The organism is Algiphilus sp. (assembly GCF_965216485.1).
Taxonomy (GTDB): Bacteria; Pseudomonadota; Gammaproteobacteria; order Nevskiales; family Nevskiaceae; genus Algiphilus.
The window spans coordinates 318,040-332,040 of the sequence record NZ_OZ244162.1 but is presented as its reverse complement, the minus strand read 5'-3'; the positions used below and the strand labels follow the sequence as shown (position 1 = coordinate 332,040).

The following is a 14,001-nucleotide window of genomic DNA, read 5'->3' as shown; positions in this document are numbered from 1 at the left end:
TCAGGGTTGGGGCTCCAGGATCAGGAGATTGGCATCATGGGTGAGAGCACCCAGAAATATGGCACCGATCAGGCGCGACAGCTTGACGGTGTAGCGTTGTCCGTCAGCCAGCGGATTGGCGGCGTAGGGGTCGGCGACCAGCACCTGACGGTGCTTCGGGTCGTAGCCGCAGAGCACCACGAAGTGCCCGCTGGGCCAGCCAGCCACGTCGTCGTCTTCCGAGGTGTCCGGTCGCTCGCGCATGGCGCGATACAGGTAGGTGGCGGACAACCCGGTGAGGATGGGTTTGCCGCTCGACAGGATGCGGCCGATCAGAGCACCGGTGAGATCTTCGAAGCGCAGGCGGCCCCCCAGCTTCAGAAATTCGCGGTAACCGGCGGTGGCGGCGGCAATGCGTGGGTCGCCCTGCTTGACCGCAAGCTGGGCATCCAGCTTGGCGGCAAAGTCCGTCTCCGGCTGCGCGAACCAGCTAGGGTCGAACACCGTCAGGTTGTAGGTGTACATGGTGGCGCCGTAGCCTCGCTTGAGGGCGTGGTTGGCCAGAAAGACCGCCAGCGTGCCGCCGTCGGGAAGGGTGCGGATCTCCTCGGTCAGCCGCGCGATATCGCGGGCATCCATCTCCGGGCGGGGCGGGTGCGCCGCCGGCACGGCATCCCCCTCCTCGTAGTAGCGGTAGAGCGCCTTGAGGCAGGTGGGGCCGCAGGTGACGTCGTCCGGTTGCGGCGGGATGTCGAGGGCGAGACGGGTGTCCAAGGGCGGGCTGCGGGATCGGGTGGCGGATTATGCGGTGCCTTCGTGCAAAGCAGAATAGGTACTTGCCGCGAGCGATGGCAACGCCGCGTGCCAATGCTTTCCGCTCGCCATCAGCAAAGGCAGCTGGCTGTGCTGCACTTCGTTCAGCGCGCGTGCGAAGCCAGAAGGAAGCGGCGGGGCCGCCTCGGCTACACTGCGCACATGAGTGAAAGCAAGCCCGCCGGCACGACCCATTTCGGCTATCAGGAGGTGCCCGTCGCCGAGAAGGCGCGGCGCGTCGGTGCCGTCTTTTCCTCGGTGGCACGCAACTACGACATCATGAATGACCTGATGTCGATGGGCGTGCACCGCATCTGGAAGCGCTTCACCATCGACCTGGCGGATGTCCGCTCCGGCGAAACGGTGCTGGATCTTGCAGGCGGGACGGGCGATCTGGCGCGCGACTTCGCGGGCAAGGTCGGGCCGGATGGCCTGGTGCTGCTGTCGGACATCAATGCCGAGATGCTGCAGGAAGGCCGCCGGCGCCTCGACGACGAAGGCATTGTCCAGCATCTGGATTACGTACAGGCCAACGCCGAGTGCCTGCCCTTCGAGGATGCCAGCCTGGACTGCGTGACCATGGCCTTCGGCCTGCGTAACGTTACCGACAAGGACGCCGCACTGCGCTCCATCTACCGCTGCCTCAAGCCGGGTGGACGCCTGCTGGTGCTGGAATTCTCCAAACCGCTGAATCCCACCTTCTCGCGCGTGTATGACGCCTATTCCTTCAGCGTGCTGCCCCTGCTCGGGCGCGTGGTCGCGCGCGACGAGGCGTCCTACCGCTACCTCGCGGAGTCGATCCGCAAGCATCCCGACCAGTCCACCCTGAAGGGCATGATGGAAAACGCGGGCTTCGCGCGTACCCAGGTCTACAACCTCACCGGCGGCGTGGTCGCCGTCCATCGCGGCTACCGCTTGTGAGCACACCCGCGGCTTTGTGCGGGGCCATCGAGGTCGCGCTGAATCGCTATATCGCGCTGGACGAGACCGCCCTCGATGCGCTGAGAGAGCTGCATGGCCGTGCGCTGGCCGTGCATGTGGAACCGCCCGGCTGGTGGATCGTCTTCGATTTCATCGGCGAGCGCGTGCGCGTGGCTGCCGAGGTGGAGTCCCGTCCGGATGCCACGGTGCAGGGTACGCCCGGGGTTTTCGCCGCCTTGTTCCGCGAACAGCTGAGCCGCGGCAACGCCCTGCCGCGCGGTCTGCGCGTGGAGGGGGACCCGGAGTTGCTGCAGCGATTCCAGGCACTGTTGCTGCAGGTGGGCTTCGATCTCGCCGAGATCCTCGAGCCCTACCTCGGAGATATTGCGGCCCAGCGTGTTGCCGATGCCGCCGGCGGTCTGTTCCAGTGGGCGCGCCAGGCCTTCGACAGCGTCACGCGTCAGGCGGTCGACTATCTGCAGTACGAGACAGAGGATCTCGCCGACCGCCAGAGCGTGGAGCAGTTCATCCGCGACGTCGACGCCTTGCGTGATCGGGCCGCTCGCGTCAGTGCCCGCGTCGAGCGCCTGGAACGCCGCCGCGGTGGCCAACCGCGACGGGGCCACGCATGAATCTGCGTCGGCTCTGGCACATCCTGCGCGTGGTGCGGCGTTACCGGCTGCGCGAACTGCTGCGCGGCGACATCCGCGACAACGCTCAGGACAAGGGAGAGCGGCTGCGCTTGGCGCTGGAGGCGCTGGGGCCGGTCTTCGTCAAATTCGGGCAGGCGCTGTCGACGCGTCCCGATCTGCTGCCACCCGAAATCGCCACCGAGCTGGCTAAACTGCAGGACCGCGTCCCGCCCTTCGATTCGGCCACCGCCCGTGCCGCCATCGAGCAGGCGCTCGGCCAGCCCATCGATGCGCTCTACGCCGAATTCGAGACCGAGCCGCTGGCCTCGGCCTCGGTGGCGCAGGTGCACGCTGCCCGCCTGCGCGAAGCCGACGGCAGCGCGGGGATGCCGGTCATCGTCAAGATTCTTCGCCCCGGCATGCGCGAAGCCATCGCCCGCGATGTCGGTCTGATGTACACCCTGGCGCGCTGGGTACAACGCGTGCACCCCGAAGGTGCGCGGCTGCGTCCGGTGGCAGTGGTCGCGGAATTCGAAGGCATTCTCTTCGACGAGCTCGACATGATGCGCGAAGGCGCCAACTGCGCCCAATTGCGCCGCAACTGGCTGGGCTCCGAGCTGATCTATCACCCCCAGGTGATCTGGGAGGCCACGCGCCCCGAAGTGCTTACGCAGGAGCGCGTGTTTGGAACCTCGATCCGCGATCTGGACGCGCTGCGCGCCAAGGGCGTGGACTTCAAGGTGCTGTCCGAGCGGGGCGTGGAAATCTTCTTCAAGCAGGTCTTCCGCGACAACTTCTTCCATGCCGACATGCACCCCGGCAACATCATCGTCGACACCTCCGATCCTGCATCGCCGAGCTACCTGGCGATTGATTTCGGCATCGTCGGCAGCCTGACGCCGGAGGATCAGCGCTACCTCGCCGAGAATTTCCTGGCCTTCTTCAATCAGGACTACCGGCGCGTCGCGGAACTGCATGTCAACAGCGGCTGGATTCCACCGGATACGCGGGTGGAGGACTTCGAGTCAGCTATCCGCACCGTTTGCGAACCCATCTTCGGCAAGCCGATCAAGGACATTTCCTTCGGCTTCTTCCTGCTCCGGCTGTTCCAGATTGCGCGCCGTTTCCGCTACGAGGTACAGCCGCAACTGGTGCTGCTGCAGAAGACCCTGCTTCAGGTCGAAGGGTTGGGGCGCCAGCTCGATCCGGATCTCGACCTGTGGAAGACGGCCAAGCCAATCATGGAGGACTGGATGCGCGACCGCCTTTCGCCAGCCAAGCTGTCCTCGGCGCTGCGCGCGCAATTGCCACTGGTCATCGAAGCCCTGCCGCGGCTCGCCGAGCAATCCCTGCTGCGTGCCGAGCGAGCGGACGAGATCGGCACTGCCGCGCGGCTGGCACAGCTGGAACGCCAGCTCGCTGAAGGGCAGCGGCGCACGCGGCGCACCGTGGTCGCTGCTACCTTCACCCTGCTCACCGCGGCGCTCGGCTGGATGCTGTCGCAGGATGTTGCCCTGCCCGGGGGCAGCGGTGCCGTCTGGCTCAGTGCAGGGCTGGCAGCGTGGAGCTGGTGGCGCGCGCGCTGAGCGCGTCTGGCTGCTGCAGCAGACGGGAAGGCGGCACCAGCTGAATGCCCTGCGCCGCGAGGCGAGGCAATTCACGCTCCAGCAGCTCCAGACTTTCAGGATAGGGGTGCACGATGGCAATGGCACTGCCCTGGCGGCGCACGGTGCGCAGCAGGCGCTGCCAACCAGCGGCCACAGCATCCGCACCGCGCTCATGATCAATGAAGACATCGCGCTTGCCGGCGGCAATGCCGTGCGCCAGTGCCCCGTCGAAGGCACGGGATGCAGCCGTGGTGCGGCTGTCCAGGAAATACAGCCCTGACTGCGCGCGCAGTGCCGTCATGAAGGCGTTCACTGAGGCGGCATCCGCGGTAAAGCGACTGCCCTGGTGGTTGTTGATGCCGCTGGCGTGAGGTAGATCCGCGAGGGCCTGATGCAGACGCCGAGCGATCAGCTGTACATCACTGCCCATACGCAGCGCCTGCGGATGGGCGCGCGCATGGGGCTGGGGTTCCATCGGCATGTGCAGCAGAATTTCATGCCCCTGCGCTGCGGCGCGTGCCGACTGCGTGGCGGCGTGGCGGGCGCCGGGAAGAAAGGCAAGGGCGACGGCGTCGTCCAGCTGCAGCGCGCGTTCGCCCGCACTGTATTGCTCGCCGAGATCGTCGAGGATCACCGCCACGCGCAGGCCGTTGGCCGAGGCGGTGGCGGCGGCGAGCGTCAGGAGCAGACCCAGGGCGAGCCCGTGGTGCCGCCGCGCGCGCATGCCGGGCACCGGCAGGCGCTCAGTCTCGGCCGCGATTGGCGACGATCAGGCCGCGCAGCACCACGATGGCTTCGTAGAGGGCGAAGTCTTCCTTGGCGATATCACCCAGCTTCTTCGGCTTGCGCTTGCTGTCGCTCTCGTCCTTGGCATCCTTGCCCTCGGCGCGCTCGACCGCCTTGCGCTGCTCTTCGCTGTCCGCATCTTCCTGACCGTTGGACAGGCGGTTGCCGAGGTCGGCCTCGCGCATGGAAAGACCGGTCTCGACGCGCTCCAGCTTGTAGGACTGCAGTTCGATATCCGGCGTGATGCCTTCTGCCTGGATGCTGCGTCCGTCCGGGGTGTAGTAGCGCGCGGTGGTCAGCTTGACGGCACCGTTGTTGGATAGAGGCAGGATGGTCTGTACCGAGCCCTTGCCGAAGGTCTTGCTGCCGACCACGACGGCGCGGCGATGGTCCTGCAGGGCACCGGCAACGATCTCCGAGGCCGAGGCCGAGCCGCCGTTAACCAGCACCACGATGGGCATGCCGGCAACCAGGTCGCCCTTCTGCGCGTTGAAATCGCGTACCTGGCCTTCCTTTCGGCCGCGAATGGAAACCACCTTGCCGCCGTCCAGGAAGGCGTCCGAGACCTCGACCGCCGCGTTGAGTACGCCACCCGGATTGTTGCGCAGGTCGATGACGATGCCGCGCAGCGTGTCGCCCAAATCCTCGCGCATGGAGGCGATTTCCTCGCGCAGGTTGTCGCTGGTGTTGTTGGTGAAGGTGCTGATGCGGATATAGCCGATGTCGTCGGTCAGAATCCGGGTACGCACGCTGGACACCTTGATGATGTCGCGGGTGATGCTGATGATGACTGGCTGCGCCTCGCCTTCGCGGGCGATGGTCAGTTCGATATCCGTGCCCGGCTCGCCGCGCATCTTGCGCACGGCCTCGGTGAGGGTCATGCCCTTGACCGTGGTGTCGTCGATCTTGACGATAAGGTCGCCAGCTTCGACGCCAGCGCGTGCCGCCGGGGTGTCGTCGATGGGCGCGACCACGCGCACCAGGCCATCCTGCATCTGCACTTCGATGCCGAGCCCGCCAAACTGGCCCTGGGTGGAGGCGGTGATGTCCTCGAATTCCTGCGCGTCCAAATAGGCCGAGTGCGGGTCGAGACCGCTGAGCATGCCGCGGATGGCATTCTCTAGCAGTTCGCTGTCGGTGACGTCCTCGACGTATCCGTCCTGCACGCGCGACAGGATCTCGACGAAGGTCTGCAGGTCTTCGACTGGAAGACCCGCTGCCTTGACGTTGGCGGCCTCTTCGCTGCTGCGGTCGGCGAGCACGCCGTGCGTCAGGGCGATGGACAGGCCGAAGACCGTACCGAAAGCGATGGCTGCGACGGTGCGCAGCGAGTGCGTTGATGCCATGGGACTCGTCGGGGAATCGTAATAATCGAGTGGGCCGAGCCTAGCACAGCCCGTGCGTGCGATTGCCCTGCGCCGGACAGAGGGTGGATGGCTCTCGCACGAGTGTTCAGCCGCGTGCGCGTAGCCAGGCGATGGGGTCGACCGGGTCCGCCCCCTTGCGCAGTTCCAGATAGATGCCGCTGCGCGCCTGACCGCCGGAATCCCCGGCTGTCACCAGCACTGTGCCGGTGTCCACCCATTCGCCCACCGTGCGCAGGCTGCGCTGGGCGTGCCCGTACAGACTGTAGAAACCGCCCTGGTGTTCAACGATGACCACCAGTCCGTAGCGATGCATCCAGCCGGCCCAGGCGACGCGGCCCGGGGCGATGGCACGCGCGGGCGCGCCGGTTTCCGCGCCCACCCAGATGCCTTTCCACGGCATGCCGCTGGGGCGCGTGGACCCGAAGGCTGCAAGTACCGGGCCCTGAAGCGGCCAGGGCAGTTGTCCGCGCAGTGTTGTGAGCGGCTTGGCCTTGCCAACATCCGCCGGAATGTCCGCCAGTGCGTTGCGCAGGCCCTGGACCAGACGTTCCAGCGCTTCGCGATCCGCGCGGGCATCGGCCAACGCGGATCGATCGTCCGCCATGCGCCGCTTCAACGCGTCGAGCGTGGCGGCTCGCTGTTCTCGTCGCCGCTTCTGTGCGGCGAGCAGGGCCTGCTGTTCGGACTCGGCGGCCTGCAGGCGTTGCTGGGTGTCGGCCAGTCGCGCGACCGCGGCTTCGTGCTCGGCCTGCAGCGTCCGGGTGCGGGCAATATCCTCCATGGTGGCCTCGCCGATGCGCGCAAAGTAGGCATGCATGCGGCTGAGCCGTTCCGGGCCGTCCTGCTGCAGCAGCAACTTCAGTTGCGGTTGCCGGCCCAGGCGCCAGGCCGCGCGCAACTGCTGGGCGAGGGCCTCCTCGCGCCGGCGCAGTTCGGCCTCGGCCTCGCGCACTGCAGTGGAGGCCTGGCGCTGTCGGGCCTGCAGGTCGCGCAAGGCCTCGCGCGTCTTGGCCAGCTTGTCGGCGGCCGCCGATGCGGCGCGTTCGACATCCGCCAACGCCTCGCGCAGTGCGCTTTGCCGTTCGGATTGTTCCGCCAGTTGGGCGTCAAGGGCCTGAATGCGCTCCTGCACCTTGCGCAGTTCCTGCTGACGCTGCGCGTAGTCATCCGCCGCCACTGCCTGGGTCAGCGCGCACAGGGTGGCCAGCAGAAAGGGGCGGAGCAGCATCGCGCGCAAGTGCATGCGGGTTCGGCAGTCAGAAGGTGGGGCCAAGAGGTGCGATAATGCCATTGTGCGTCGGCCCGGCCGACGCGTTCCGACCCCTTGTGATCGCTCCCCATGGATGAGTTTCTTTCCTTCGTCGCGCGCAACCCCGTGCTGTTCACGCTGTTCGGCGTGGTGACCTTGTTGCTGATTGCCAATGAATTGCACGGCATTCTGCGCGGCGGCAAGCGGTTGACCCCTACCGAGGCGGTGCGTCTGTCCAACGACCGCGACGCACAGTTCATCGACGTACGGTCTCCGGCCGATTTCAAGCGCGGTCATGTCATCGGCGCGGTCAATGTGCCGTCTGCCAAGCTCGATGAGCACAAGAAGGTGCTCGACAAGGTGAAGACCAAGCCGGTCATCGTCTACTGCGCACTCGGTGGCACGGCACCCGCGGTGGTGGAAAAACTCCGTCAGCGCGGCTTCGAGGAAGCCTATGCCATGCGTGGAGGCATCAACGCCTGGCAAGGTGCCGGTTTACCTATTCGTACCCCATCGTCATGAGCATTGCCGTCTATAGCACCCGCGTCTGCCCCTATTGCGTGATGGCCAAGCGCCTTCTCGACAGCAAGGGCGTGCAGTACCAGGACCTGCGCATCGATGAGAACGCGCAGGCGCGCGACGAGATGCGCCGCCGCGCCCCGGCCGCGCGCACGGTTCCCCAGATCTTCATCGGCAAGCGTCATGTCGGTGGTTTTGACGATCTGGCCGCACTGGACCGCGCCGGTGAACTGGACGCGCTGCTTGCGCCTTACCGCAATTCGGAGAACGACCGTGGCTGAAGAACAGAAACAACGCCAACTGAGTCTGCAGAAAATCTTTCTCAAGGACGCCTCGCTGGAAATCCCCAAGGCGCCTGCCATCTTCCAGCGCACCTGGAACCCGACAGTGGACGTCAACCTGGCGACCTCCACGCATGCCCTGGAGCAGGCGGGCTATTTCCAGGTGGCCTTGCGCATCACTGTGACCGCCAAGTTGGAGGAGGATGTCGCGTTCATCATCGAGATCGAACAGGCGGGCCTCTTCCTGCTGGAAGGCTTCAACGAGAAGGACGTCGCTTCGGTGTTGAACACCCATTGCCCGCAGGTGCTGTTCCCCTATGCACGCGAGGCGATTTCGAATCTGGCCGAGCGCGGCGGCTTCCAGCAGTTGTTGCTGCAGCCGGTCAACTTCGAGGCGCTGTATCGGCAGCATCTTGAGCGTCAGCAGCAGGGCGCCAGCAACGAGGCCCCTTCCGCCACGGTTCAATAGGGGTGGCCGTTCAACAGGCCATGACCGTACTCGGCGCGGGCTCCTTTGGCACCGCGTTGGCGGTGCATCTGGCCCAGCATCTGCCGGAGGTCCGCCTGTGGGGACGCGATGCGGAGTCGCTGCGCGCCATGGATGCGGCGCGAGAGAACAGCGAGTACCTTCCCGGCTGCCACTTTCCCAAGGCGCTGCGCGCAGAGCCGGACCTTGCCACAGCATTGGCAACCGATGGTCCGGTGCTAATTGCCGTGCCCAGTCATGCGCTGGCCGCCATGCTGGCGCAGATCGCCCCGCATCTGGATGCACAGCGCGGCCTGGTGCTGGCCTGCAAGGGCCTCGAACCGGAGACCGGTCGTCTGCCGCACGAGGTGGTGCACGCGGTGCTGGGCGATGGCCATCCGCTGGCGGTGCTGTCCGGCCCCACCTTCGCGCGGGAACTCGGTTTGGGGCTGCCCACCGCGGTGGCCATCGCCTCGACCGACGAAGCCTTCGCCGAGCACGTGGTCAATGCCTTTCACTATGGGGCCTTCCGCGCCTACTGGAACGACGATGTGGTGGGTGTGGAGATCGGGGGTGCGGTCAAGAACGTCATCGCCATCGCCACAGGCCTGACTGATGGCCTCGGCCTGGGTGCGAATACCCGCACCGCGGTCATTACGCGCGGGCTGGCCGAGATCATGCGCCTGTCCGAAGCGTTGGGCGGCAAACGCGACACCTTGATGGGCCTCGCCGGCATGGGCGATCTGGTGCTTACCTGTACCGATGATCAGTCGCGCAACCGCCGCATGGGCAAGGCGCTGGCGGCCGGCAAGTCTCTGGACGCGGCAAAGAAGGAAATCCGACAGGTGGTCGAAGGCGTGCGTGTGGCACCGGAAGTGTTGCGCCTTGCCGAGCGCCTGGGCGTGGACATGCCGATCACCGCGCAGATTGTCGCCATCCTGCGAGGCGACACGACGCCGCACGATGCGCTGCGCACCCTGGTTACGCGCCCGCCGCGCGCCGAGCAGGAGTAGCGCAAGCGGGACCTCTGGCCTTGCAGAGCCCTGCGGTGGATTTCCTATGCGGTCGCCCGCTGTGAAGATCGCAGGCAGATCGGGCCATCGCGGTCAGGCGTCGCACCAGTGCGCATCAAAACCTCGCTGCCGCCAGGCTTCGTAGACCGCGATGGCTACCGCATTGGATAGATTCAGGCTGCGAACGCCTTCGCGCATCGGAATGCGCAGGCAGGCATCGGCGGCATTGCGCTGCTCCGCGGTGAGGCCGCGGGTTTCGGGCCCAAAGACGAGTACATCGCCGTCGGCGAATTGCCAGTCGGTGTGGCGGCCCGTGCCGTGGGCGGAGTAGGCCACCCAGCGTGTGCCCGACGGCAGGGCGGCACGCAGTGCATCGAAGTCGCGGTGGACGTGCATGCGCGTGTATTCGTGATAGTCGAGGCCCGCGCGCCGTAGCAGGCGGTCCTCCAGCGAGAAGCCCAGCGGCTCGACAAGGTGCAGCTGGGCGCCGGTGTTGGCGCAGAGGCGAATGATGTTGCCAGTGTTGCCAGGGATTTCCGGTTCGATGAGGGCGACGTGGATGCCGCGCGGTGCGCTCATGGCCCGGAGCCCGGCGGTTGCGCGCCGCAGTTCCAGCACAGCCCCATGCTGCCGGCCACCGTCTCGCCACAGTGCTGGCAGCGCCACTCCGGTCGCTGGGCACGGCTCTCATACTCCGCGATGAGTTCGCGCGCACGTTGGACCTCCTGTTTCCAGCGCACCGCCACGCGTGGAAACAGATTGACCGGTAGATCGCCGCGCCCGCCCCAGGCGTGTTCGTCCAGGCAGATCGCGGAGAGACCCGCTTCGCGCAGGTAATCCCGCACGATGGCGGCTTCCATGGGGTCGGCGGCCTCGTAGATGGTGTGCACGCGGGGGCTAGCCATCCACCGCTTCGCCGTCGCGGTTCAGAAAGCGCAGGGTGTCGCCGAACAGCGCGCGCAGCGGTGCCTCGATCTTTGCGCGATCGCCGACGAAGAGCCAGGTCATGGCCTGGGGTTGGATCAGCCGGCGCGCAGCCTCGATGGTTTCCTGCGGCGTGGTGGCATTCACCTGCGGCACGTAGTGCTGGTAGTAGTCATCGGGCAGTTGGAGGCGCAGCAGGTGGGCGATGCTGCCGGTGACCTGGGTCAGGGTCTGGTTGTTGCCGGGCAGCGTGAGCGTCAGGCTGCGCGCGGCACGGTCGAGCTCCTCTTCGGTGGGGGGCTTGCTGTCGCGGATGCTGGTGAGTTCGTCAAGGATGACCGCGGCGGCTTCGGCGGTGCGGTCGGTCTGGATGGCGCCATAGACGTAGAATGGCCGCGGCCCCAGTGCGTCGCTGAGGGCGGAGCCGACACCGTAGGACCAACCGCGCTTGACGCGCAGTTCCTGGTTCAGGCGCGCCGTAAAAGTGCCGCCGAGGACTTCGTTGAGCAGTTCGAAGGCAATGTCGTCACGGTCTCCCGTCGGCGGTGCGGTGCGTGCGGCCACGACATAGGACTGCGCCGCCCCCGGGCGGTCAATGACGAAAACGCGTTCGTCCTCCCGCTCCGGTACGTCCAGGCTGCGCTTGCGCGGTGCGGCGGTCTGCGACGCGGCCTGCCAGTCACCCAGATGGCGCTCCAGCAGGGGCGTGAGCTCGGCGCGGTCGATGTCCCCGGTGACCAGCAGGGTGGCGTTGTCCGGACGGATCCATTGCTGCTGGTAGGCGTGGAAATCCTCCGCGGTCATGGCCTCCAGACTGGCCACCGTGCCCGTGCCGCTGGGCGGCTGGGCGTAGGGGTGTGTCTCGCCGTAGAGCAGCCCCGGAAGGGTACGGGTGACAAGTCCGGAGGGTTGTGCCTTCTCCTGGGCAATGGCAGCTTCCCGGCGCTTGCGCAGACGAGCGAATTGCTCACTGGGGAAGGTGGGATTGCGCAAAACATCCGCGAACAGCGCCAGGCTGTCATCCAGGAAGGGCCGTACAGCGCCAAGACTGATCGTGGAATGATCGCGCGAGACCCCCGAAGACAGGCTGGCGCCAAGGGACTCGGCGTCCTCGCTGATGGCGATGGCGTCACGGGTCGGGGTGCCGCGCGTGCGCAGCGATTCGGCCATGCTGGCGAGCCCCGAGCGACCGGGGGCGTCGGTGGCATAACCGGCATCGGCAATGAAGCGGAATTCCACCTGCGGTACGCTGCGGCGGGTGGCGAGTACCACCTCCAGACCGTTGGACAGCGTGAAGCGCTCGCGCTCGGGCAGGGTGAGCGCCGGTGGTGGGCCGACCGGTTCAGGCATGGTGCTGCGATCTTCAGCCACTGCCGTGGTGCTGCGTGGGCCTCGAGGATGGACTTCCAGCACATAGCGGTTGTCCTGCAGCCAGCGTGCCGTCATGTCACGGACCTGTTCCGGCGTGGCGGCGCGGTATTGCTTGAGCTGCTCCCGCCAAGCATCCGGGCTGCCGCCCAGCGCATAGGAGCGTGCCAGCAGATCGGCCTTGCCGCCGCCGCCGACATCCTGCAGGCCGCGAATGGCGGCGGCGTAGAGGCGCACGCGGCTGCGCTGCACGGCGTCAGGGTCGGGGCCTTCCGTGCGGAACGCCTCCAGGATCTCGTCAATGGCGGATTCCAGCTCCTCCAGCGACACGCCCTCGGCGGCGGTGGCGTCGATGATGAATTGCGAGCCCAGCAGCTTGGGCCACACGCCGGCCGATACCTGTGTGGCGATCTCGCGCTCCTCGACCAGCACCTGGTGCAGCGGGCTGGAGCGGCCGCTGCTCAGCAGGTTGCCGGCCAGTTCCAGCAGATTGGTGTCCGCGCTGTAGGCGGGCGGGATATTCCACGCCATGAGCAGCCGTGCCTGCGGCACCTTGTCCACCAGAATCTCGCGCCGTTCCCCGGCCAGTGGGGCGATATCGCGTGTCGGGCGGTGCAGCGTGGGGCCAGCGGGAATGGCGCCAAAGTAGTGCTCGACCCGCGCCACGACGTCGTCGGTCTGGACGTCACCGGCGACCACGAGAACGGCGTTGTCCGGCCCGTAGTGCGTCTTGAACCAGTCGCGGACGTCGTCGAGGGTTGCGGCCTCGATATCTTCGATTTCGCCAATGGTCGGCCAGGAATACGGGTGCCCTTCGGGATAGCTGCCCTGCACCAGGTGGTCCCACATGGTGCCGTAGGGGCGGTCCCGGCGTTGCTTGAACTCGTTCTTGACGACGCCCTTCTCGCGCTCGAGTTTTTCCTCGGTGACGGCATCGATGAAGTAGCCCATGCGTTCCGACTCCAGCCACAGGGCGCGATCCAGCGCCCGGGTCGGCACGGTCTGGTAGTAGTTCGTGCGGTCGGTACTGGTGGTGCCATTCATGGCGGTAGCCCCCACCTCGGTCAGCGGCTCGAAATACTCGCCGTCGTAGTGCTCACTCCCGGTGAACATCAAATGCTCGAACAAATGTGCGAAGCCGGTGCGGTCTTCGGGCTCGTCCTTCGAGCCGACGCGGTACCAGACGTAGACGCCCGCGACCGGGGCCTTGGCGTCCTCGTGGACCAGCAGCGTGAGCCCGTTGTCGAGGGTATGCTTCGACCAGGTGACCTCTGGCAGCGGCAGCTCGGTGGCCGCCTGCGCCTGGTTGGCCATGGTTGTTTCGCTCTGGCCGGAGCCCAGCGGCAGGCTGGCGCAGGCAGAAAGGCTGAGGGCAAGCAGCGAGCAAACGATAGCGGGCAATCGCGACATGGCGTTTTCGATAAGGACAAATGCATGCCTTCGAGTGTAGCGCGCACATCGGGGGCGTCATGAGCGCGCGCAGCCTTTTGCCGAAGGGGCTGGTCCCCGAAGCCTGGCAGGTTGATCCGGTCCACCACCGCCTGGATGCGGCCACCGTGGTGGAAAGTCCGCATCAGGATGCGCGTCCCGGTGGCGTCGGGGATATCGATACCATCGTTGTGCACGCTATTTCGCTGCCGCCTGGCGAGTACGGCGGCGGTTGGATCGACCGCCTGTTCCAGGGGGATCTGCCTGCCTCCGCCCATCCGTATTTCGCGTCGTTGCAGGGGCTGCGGGTGTCTGCCCATCTCTGCATTTTTCGCGATGGCGGGCTGCATCAGTACGTTGGCTTCGACGCCCGTGCCTGGCACGCGGGTGCGTCAGACTTCGATGGCCGTCCCCGGGTCAACGATTTCTCGATCGGCATCGAGCTGGAGGGCTGTGATGACGATGGCTTCACCGATGCCCAGTACACCGCACTGGCGCGCGCGATCCGGGCGCTGATGAACGCCTACCCCGCCATCACGCCCGCGCGCCTGGTCGGACATGCTGATATCGCGCCGGGGCGCAAGACCGATCCGGGGCCTGGCTTCGAGTGGACGCGTCTGCTGGCGGAGCTTCGCTACCGCAGCTGAA

At 66.5% G+C, this 14,001-nt stretch carries 15 protein-coding genes; 8 read left to right on the top strand and 7 right to left on the bottom strand.

What is annotated here, in order from left to right:
* A complete protein-coding gene (locus ACOOFO_RS01520) occupies positions 1–753 on the bottom strand; it encodes a C39 family peptidase (protein WP_420427897.1) in 753 nt (250 codons plus the stop codon).
* 201 nt (positions 754–954) lie between these two features.
* Between ACOOFO_RS01520 and ubiE the strand changes: the two genes are divergently transcribed.
* Genes ubiE through ubiB form a run of 3 tightly spaced genes read left to right on the top strand, consistent with a single transcriptional unit; the run spans position 955 to position 3,931 of the window.
* Positions 955–1,713, top strand: a complete 759-nt coding sequence (gene ubiE / locus ACOOFO_RS01515; RefSeq protein WP_420427896.1) for a bifunctional demethylmenaquinone methyltransferase/2-methoxy-6-polyprenyl-1,4-benzoquinol methylase UbiE — start codon at positions 955–957, stop codon at positions 1,711–1,713.
* Positions 1,710–2,345, top strand: a complete 636-nt coding sequence (locus tag ACOOFO_RS01510) for a ubiquinone biosynthesis accessory factor UbiJ (RefSeq protein WP_420427895.1) — start codon at positions 1,710–1,712, stop codon at positions 2,343–2,345. Before ubiE ends, ACOOFO_RS01510 begins: the two co-directional genes overlap by 4 nt.
* Positions 2,342–3,931 carry a ubiquinone biosynthesis regulatory protein kinase UbiB gene (ubiB, locus tag ACOOFO_RS01505; protein ID WP_420427894.1) on the top strand — a complete coding sequence of 530 codons (1,590 nt, stop codon included), beginning with the start codon at positions 2,342–2,344 and terminating at the stop codon, positions 3,929–3,931. The genes ACOOFO_RS01510 and ubiB overlap by 4 nt, the downstream gene beginning before the upstream one ends.
* Here the strand turns inward: ubiB and ACOOFO_RS01500 are convergent.
* The 3 genes from ACOOFO_RS01500 to ACOOFO_RS01490 all read right to left on the bottom strand — a co-directional run bounded on the left by ACOOFO_RS01500 (position 3,888) and on the right by ACOOFO_RS01490 (position 7,348).
* Positions 3,888–4,676 (bottom strand): divergent polysaccharide deacetylase family protein, encoded by a 789-nt coding sequence (locus tag ACOOFO_RS01500; RefSeq protein WP_420427893.1) that lies wholly within the window; start codon positions 4,674–4,676, stop codon positions 3,888–3,890. The genes ubiB and ACOOFO_RS01500 overlap by 44 nt on opposite strands.
* A 19-nt stretch (positions 4,677–4,695) precedes the next feature.
* Entirely contained in the window at positions 4,696–6,084 is a 1,389-nt protein-coding gene (locus tag ACOOFO_RS01495) for a S41 family peptidase (RefSeq protein ID WP_420427892.1), read from the bottom strand.
* 106 nt (positions 6,085–6,190) lie between these two features.
* Positions 6,191–7,348, bottom strand: coding sequence for a murein hydrolase activator EnvC family protein (locus ACOOFO_RS01490; protein WP_420427891.1), 1,158 nt, complete (start codon positions 7,346–7,348; stop codon positions 6,191–6,193).
* 96 nt (positions 7,349–7,444) lie between these two features.
* Here ACOOFO_RS01490 and ACOOFO_RS01485 point away from each other — a divergent pair, with 96 nt between their 5' ends.
* The 4 genes from ACOOFO_RS01485 to ACOOFO_RS01470 are packed head-to-tail and all read left to right on the top strand — an operon-like array spanning position 7,445 to position 9,633.
* Positions 7,445–7,876 (top strand): rhodanese-like domain-containing protein, encoded by a 432-nt coding sequence (locus ACOOFO_RS01485; RefSeq protein WP_420427890.1) that lies wholly within the window; start codon positions 7,445–7,447, stop codon positions 7,874–7,876.
* Complete coding sequence (grxC, locus tag ACOOFO_RS01480; RefSeq protein ID WP_420427889.1) at positions 7,873–8,154, top strand: glutaredoxin 3; 282 nt, start codon at positions 7,873–7,875, stop codon at positions 8,152–8,154. Before ACOOFO_RS01485 ends, grxC begins: the two co-directional genes overlap by 4 nt.
* Complete coding sequence (gene secB / locus ACOOFO_RS01475; protein ID WP_420427888.1) at positions 8,147–8,623, top strand: protein-export chaperone SecB; 477 nt, start codon at positions 8,147–8,149, stop codon at positions 8,621–8,623. Before grxC ends, secB begins: the two co-directional genes overlap by 8 nt.
* Before the next feature lie 2 nt (positions 8,624–8,625).
* A complete protein-coding gene (locus ACOOFO_RS01470; RefSeq protein WP_420427887.1) occupies positions 8,626–9,633 on the top strand; it encodes an NAD(P)H-dependent glycerol-3-phosphate dehydrogenase in 1,008 nt (335 codons plus the stop codon).
* A 93-nt stretch (positions 9,634–9,726) separates the two neighbouring features.
* Here ACOOFO_RS01470 and ACOOFO_RS01465 read toward each other — a convergent pair whose 3' ends face one another.
* The 3 genes from ACOOFO_RS01465 to ACOOFO_RS01455 are packed head-to-tail and all read right to left on the bottom strand — an operon-like array spanning position 9,727 to position 13,335.
* Entirely contained in the window at positions 9,727–10,212 is a 486-nt protein-coding gene (locus ACOOFO_RS01465) for a tRNA (cytidine(34)-2'-O)-methyltransferase (RefSeq protein WP_420427886.1), read from the bottom strand.
* On the bottom strand, positions 10,209–10,538 hold the full coding sequence (locus ACOOFO_RS01460) for a DUF2007 domain-containing protein (RefSeq protein WP_420427885.1): 330 nt from the start codon (positions 10,536–10,538) through the stop codon (positions 10,209–10,211). Before ACOOFO_RS01460 ends, ACOOFO_RS01465 begins: the two co-directional genes overlap by 4 nt.
* On the bottom strand, positions 10,531–13,335 hold the full coding sequence (locus ACOOFO_RS01455) for a M16 family metallopeptidase (protein WP_420427884.1): 2,805 nt from the start codon (positions 13,333–13,335) through the stop codon (positions 10,531–10,533). Before ACOOFO_RS01455 ends, ACOOFO_RS01460 begins: the two co-directional genes overlap by 8 nt.
* 59 nt (positions 13,336–13,394) lie before the next feature.
* Here ACOOFO_RS01455 and ampD point away from each other — a divergent pair, with 59 nt between their 5' ends.
* On the top strand, positions 13,395–14,000 hold the full coding sequence (ampD, locus tag ACOOFO_RS01450) for a 1,6-anhydro-N-acetylmuramyl-L-alanine amidase AmpD (RefSeq protein ID WP_420427883.1): 606 nt from the start codon (positions 13,395–13,397) through the stop codon (positions 13,998–14,000).
* Position 14,001: the final 1 nt, after the last annotated feature.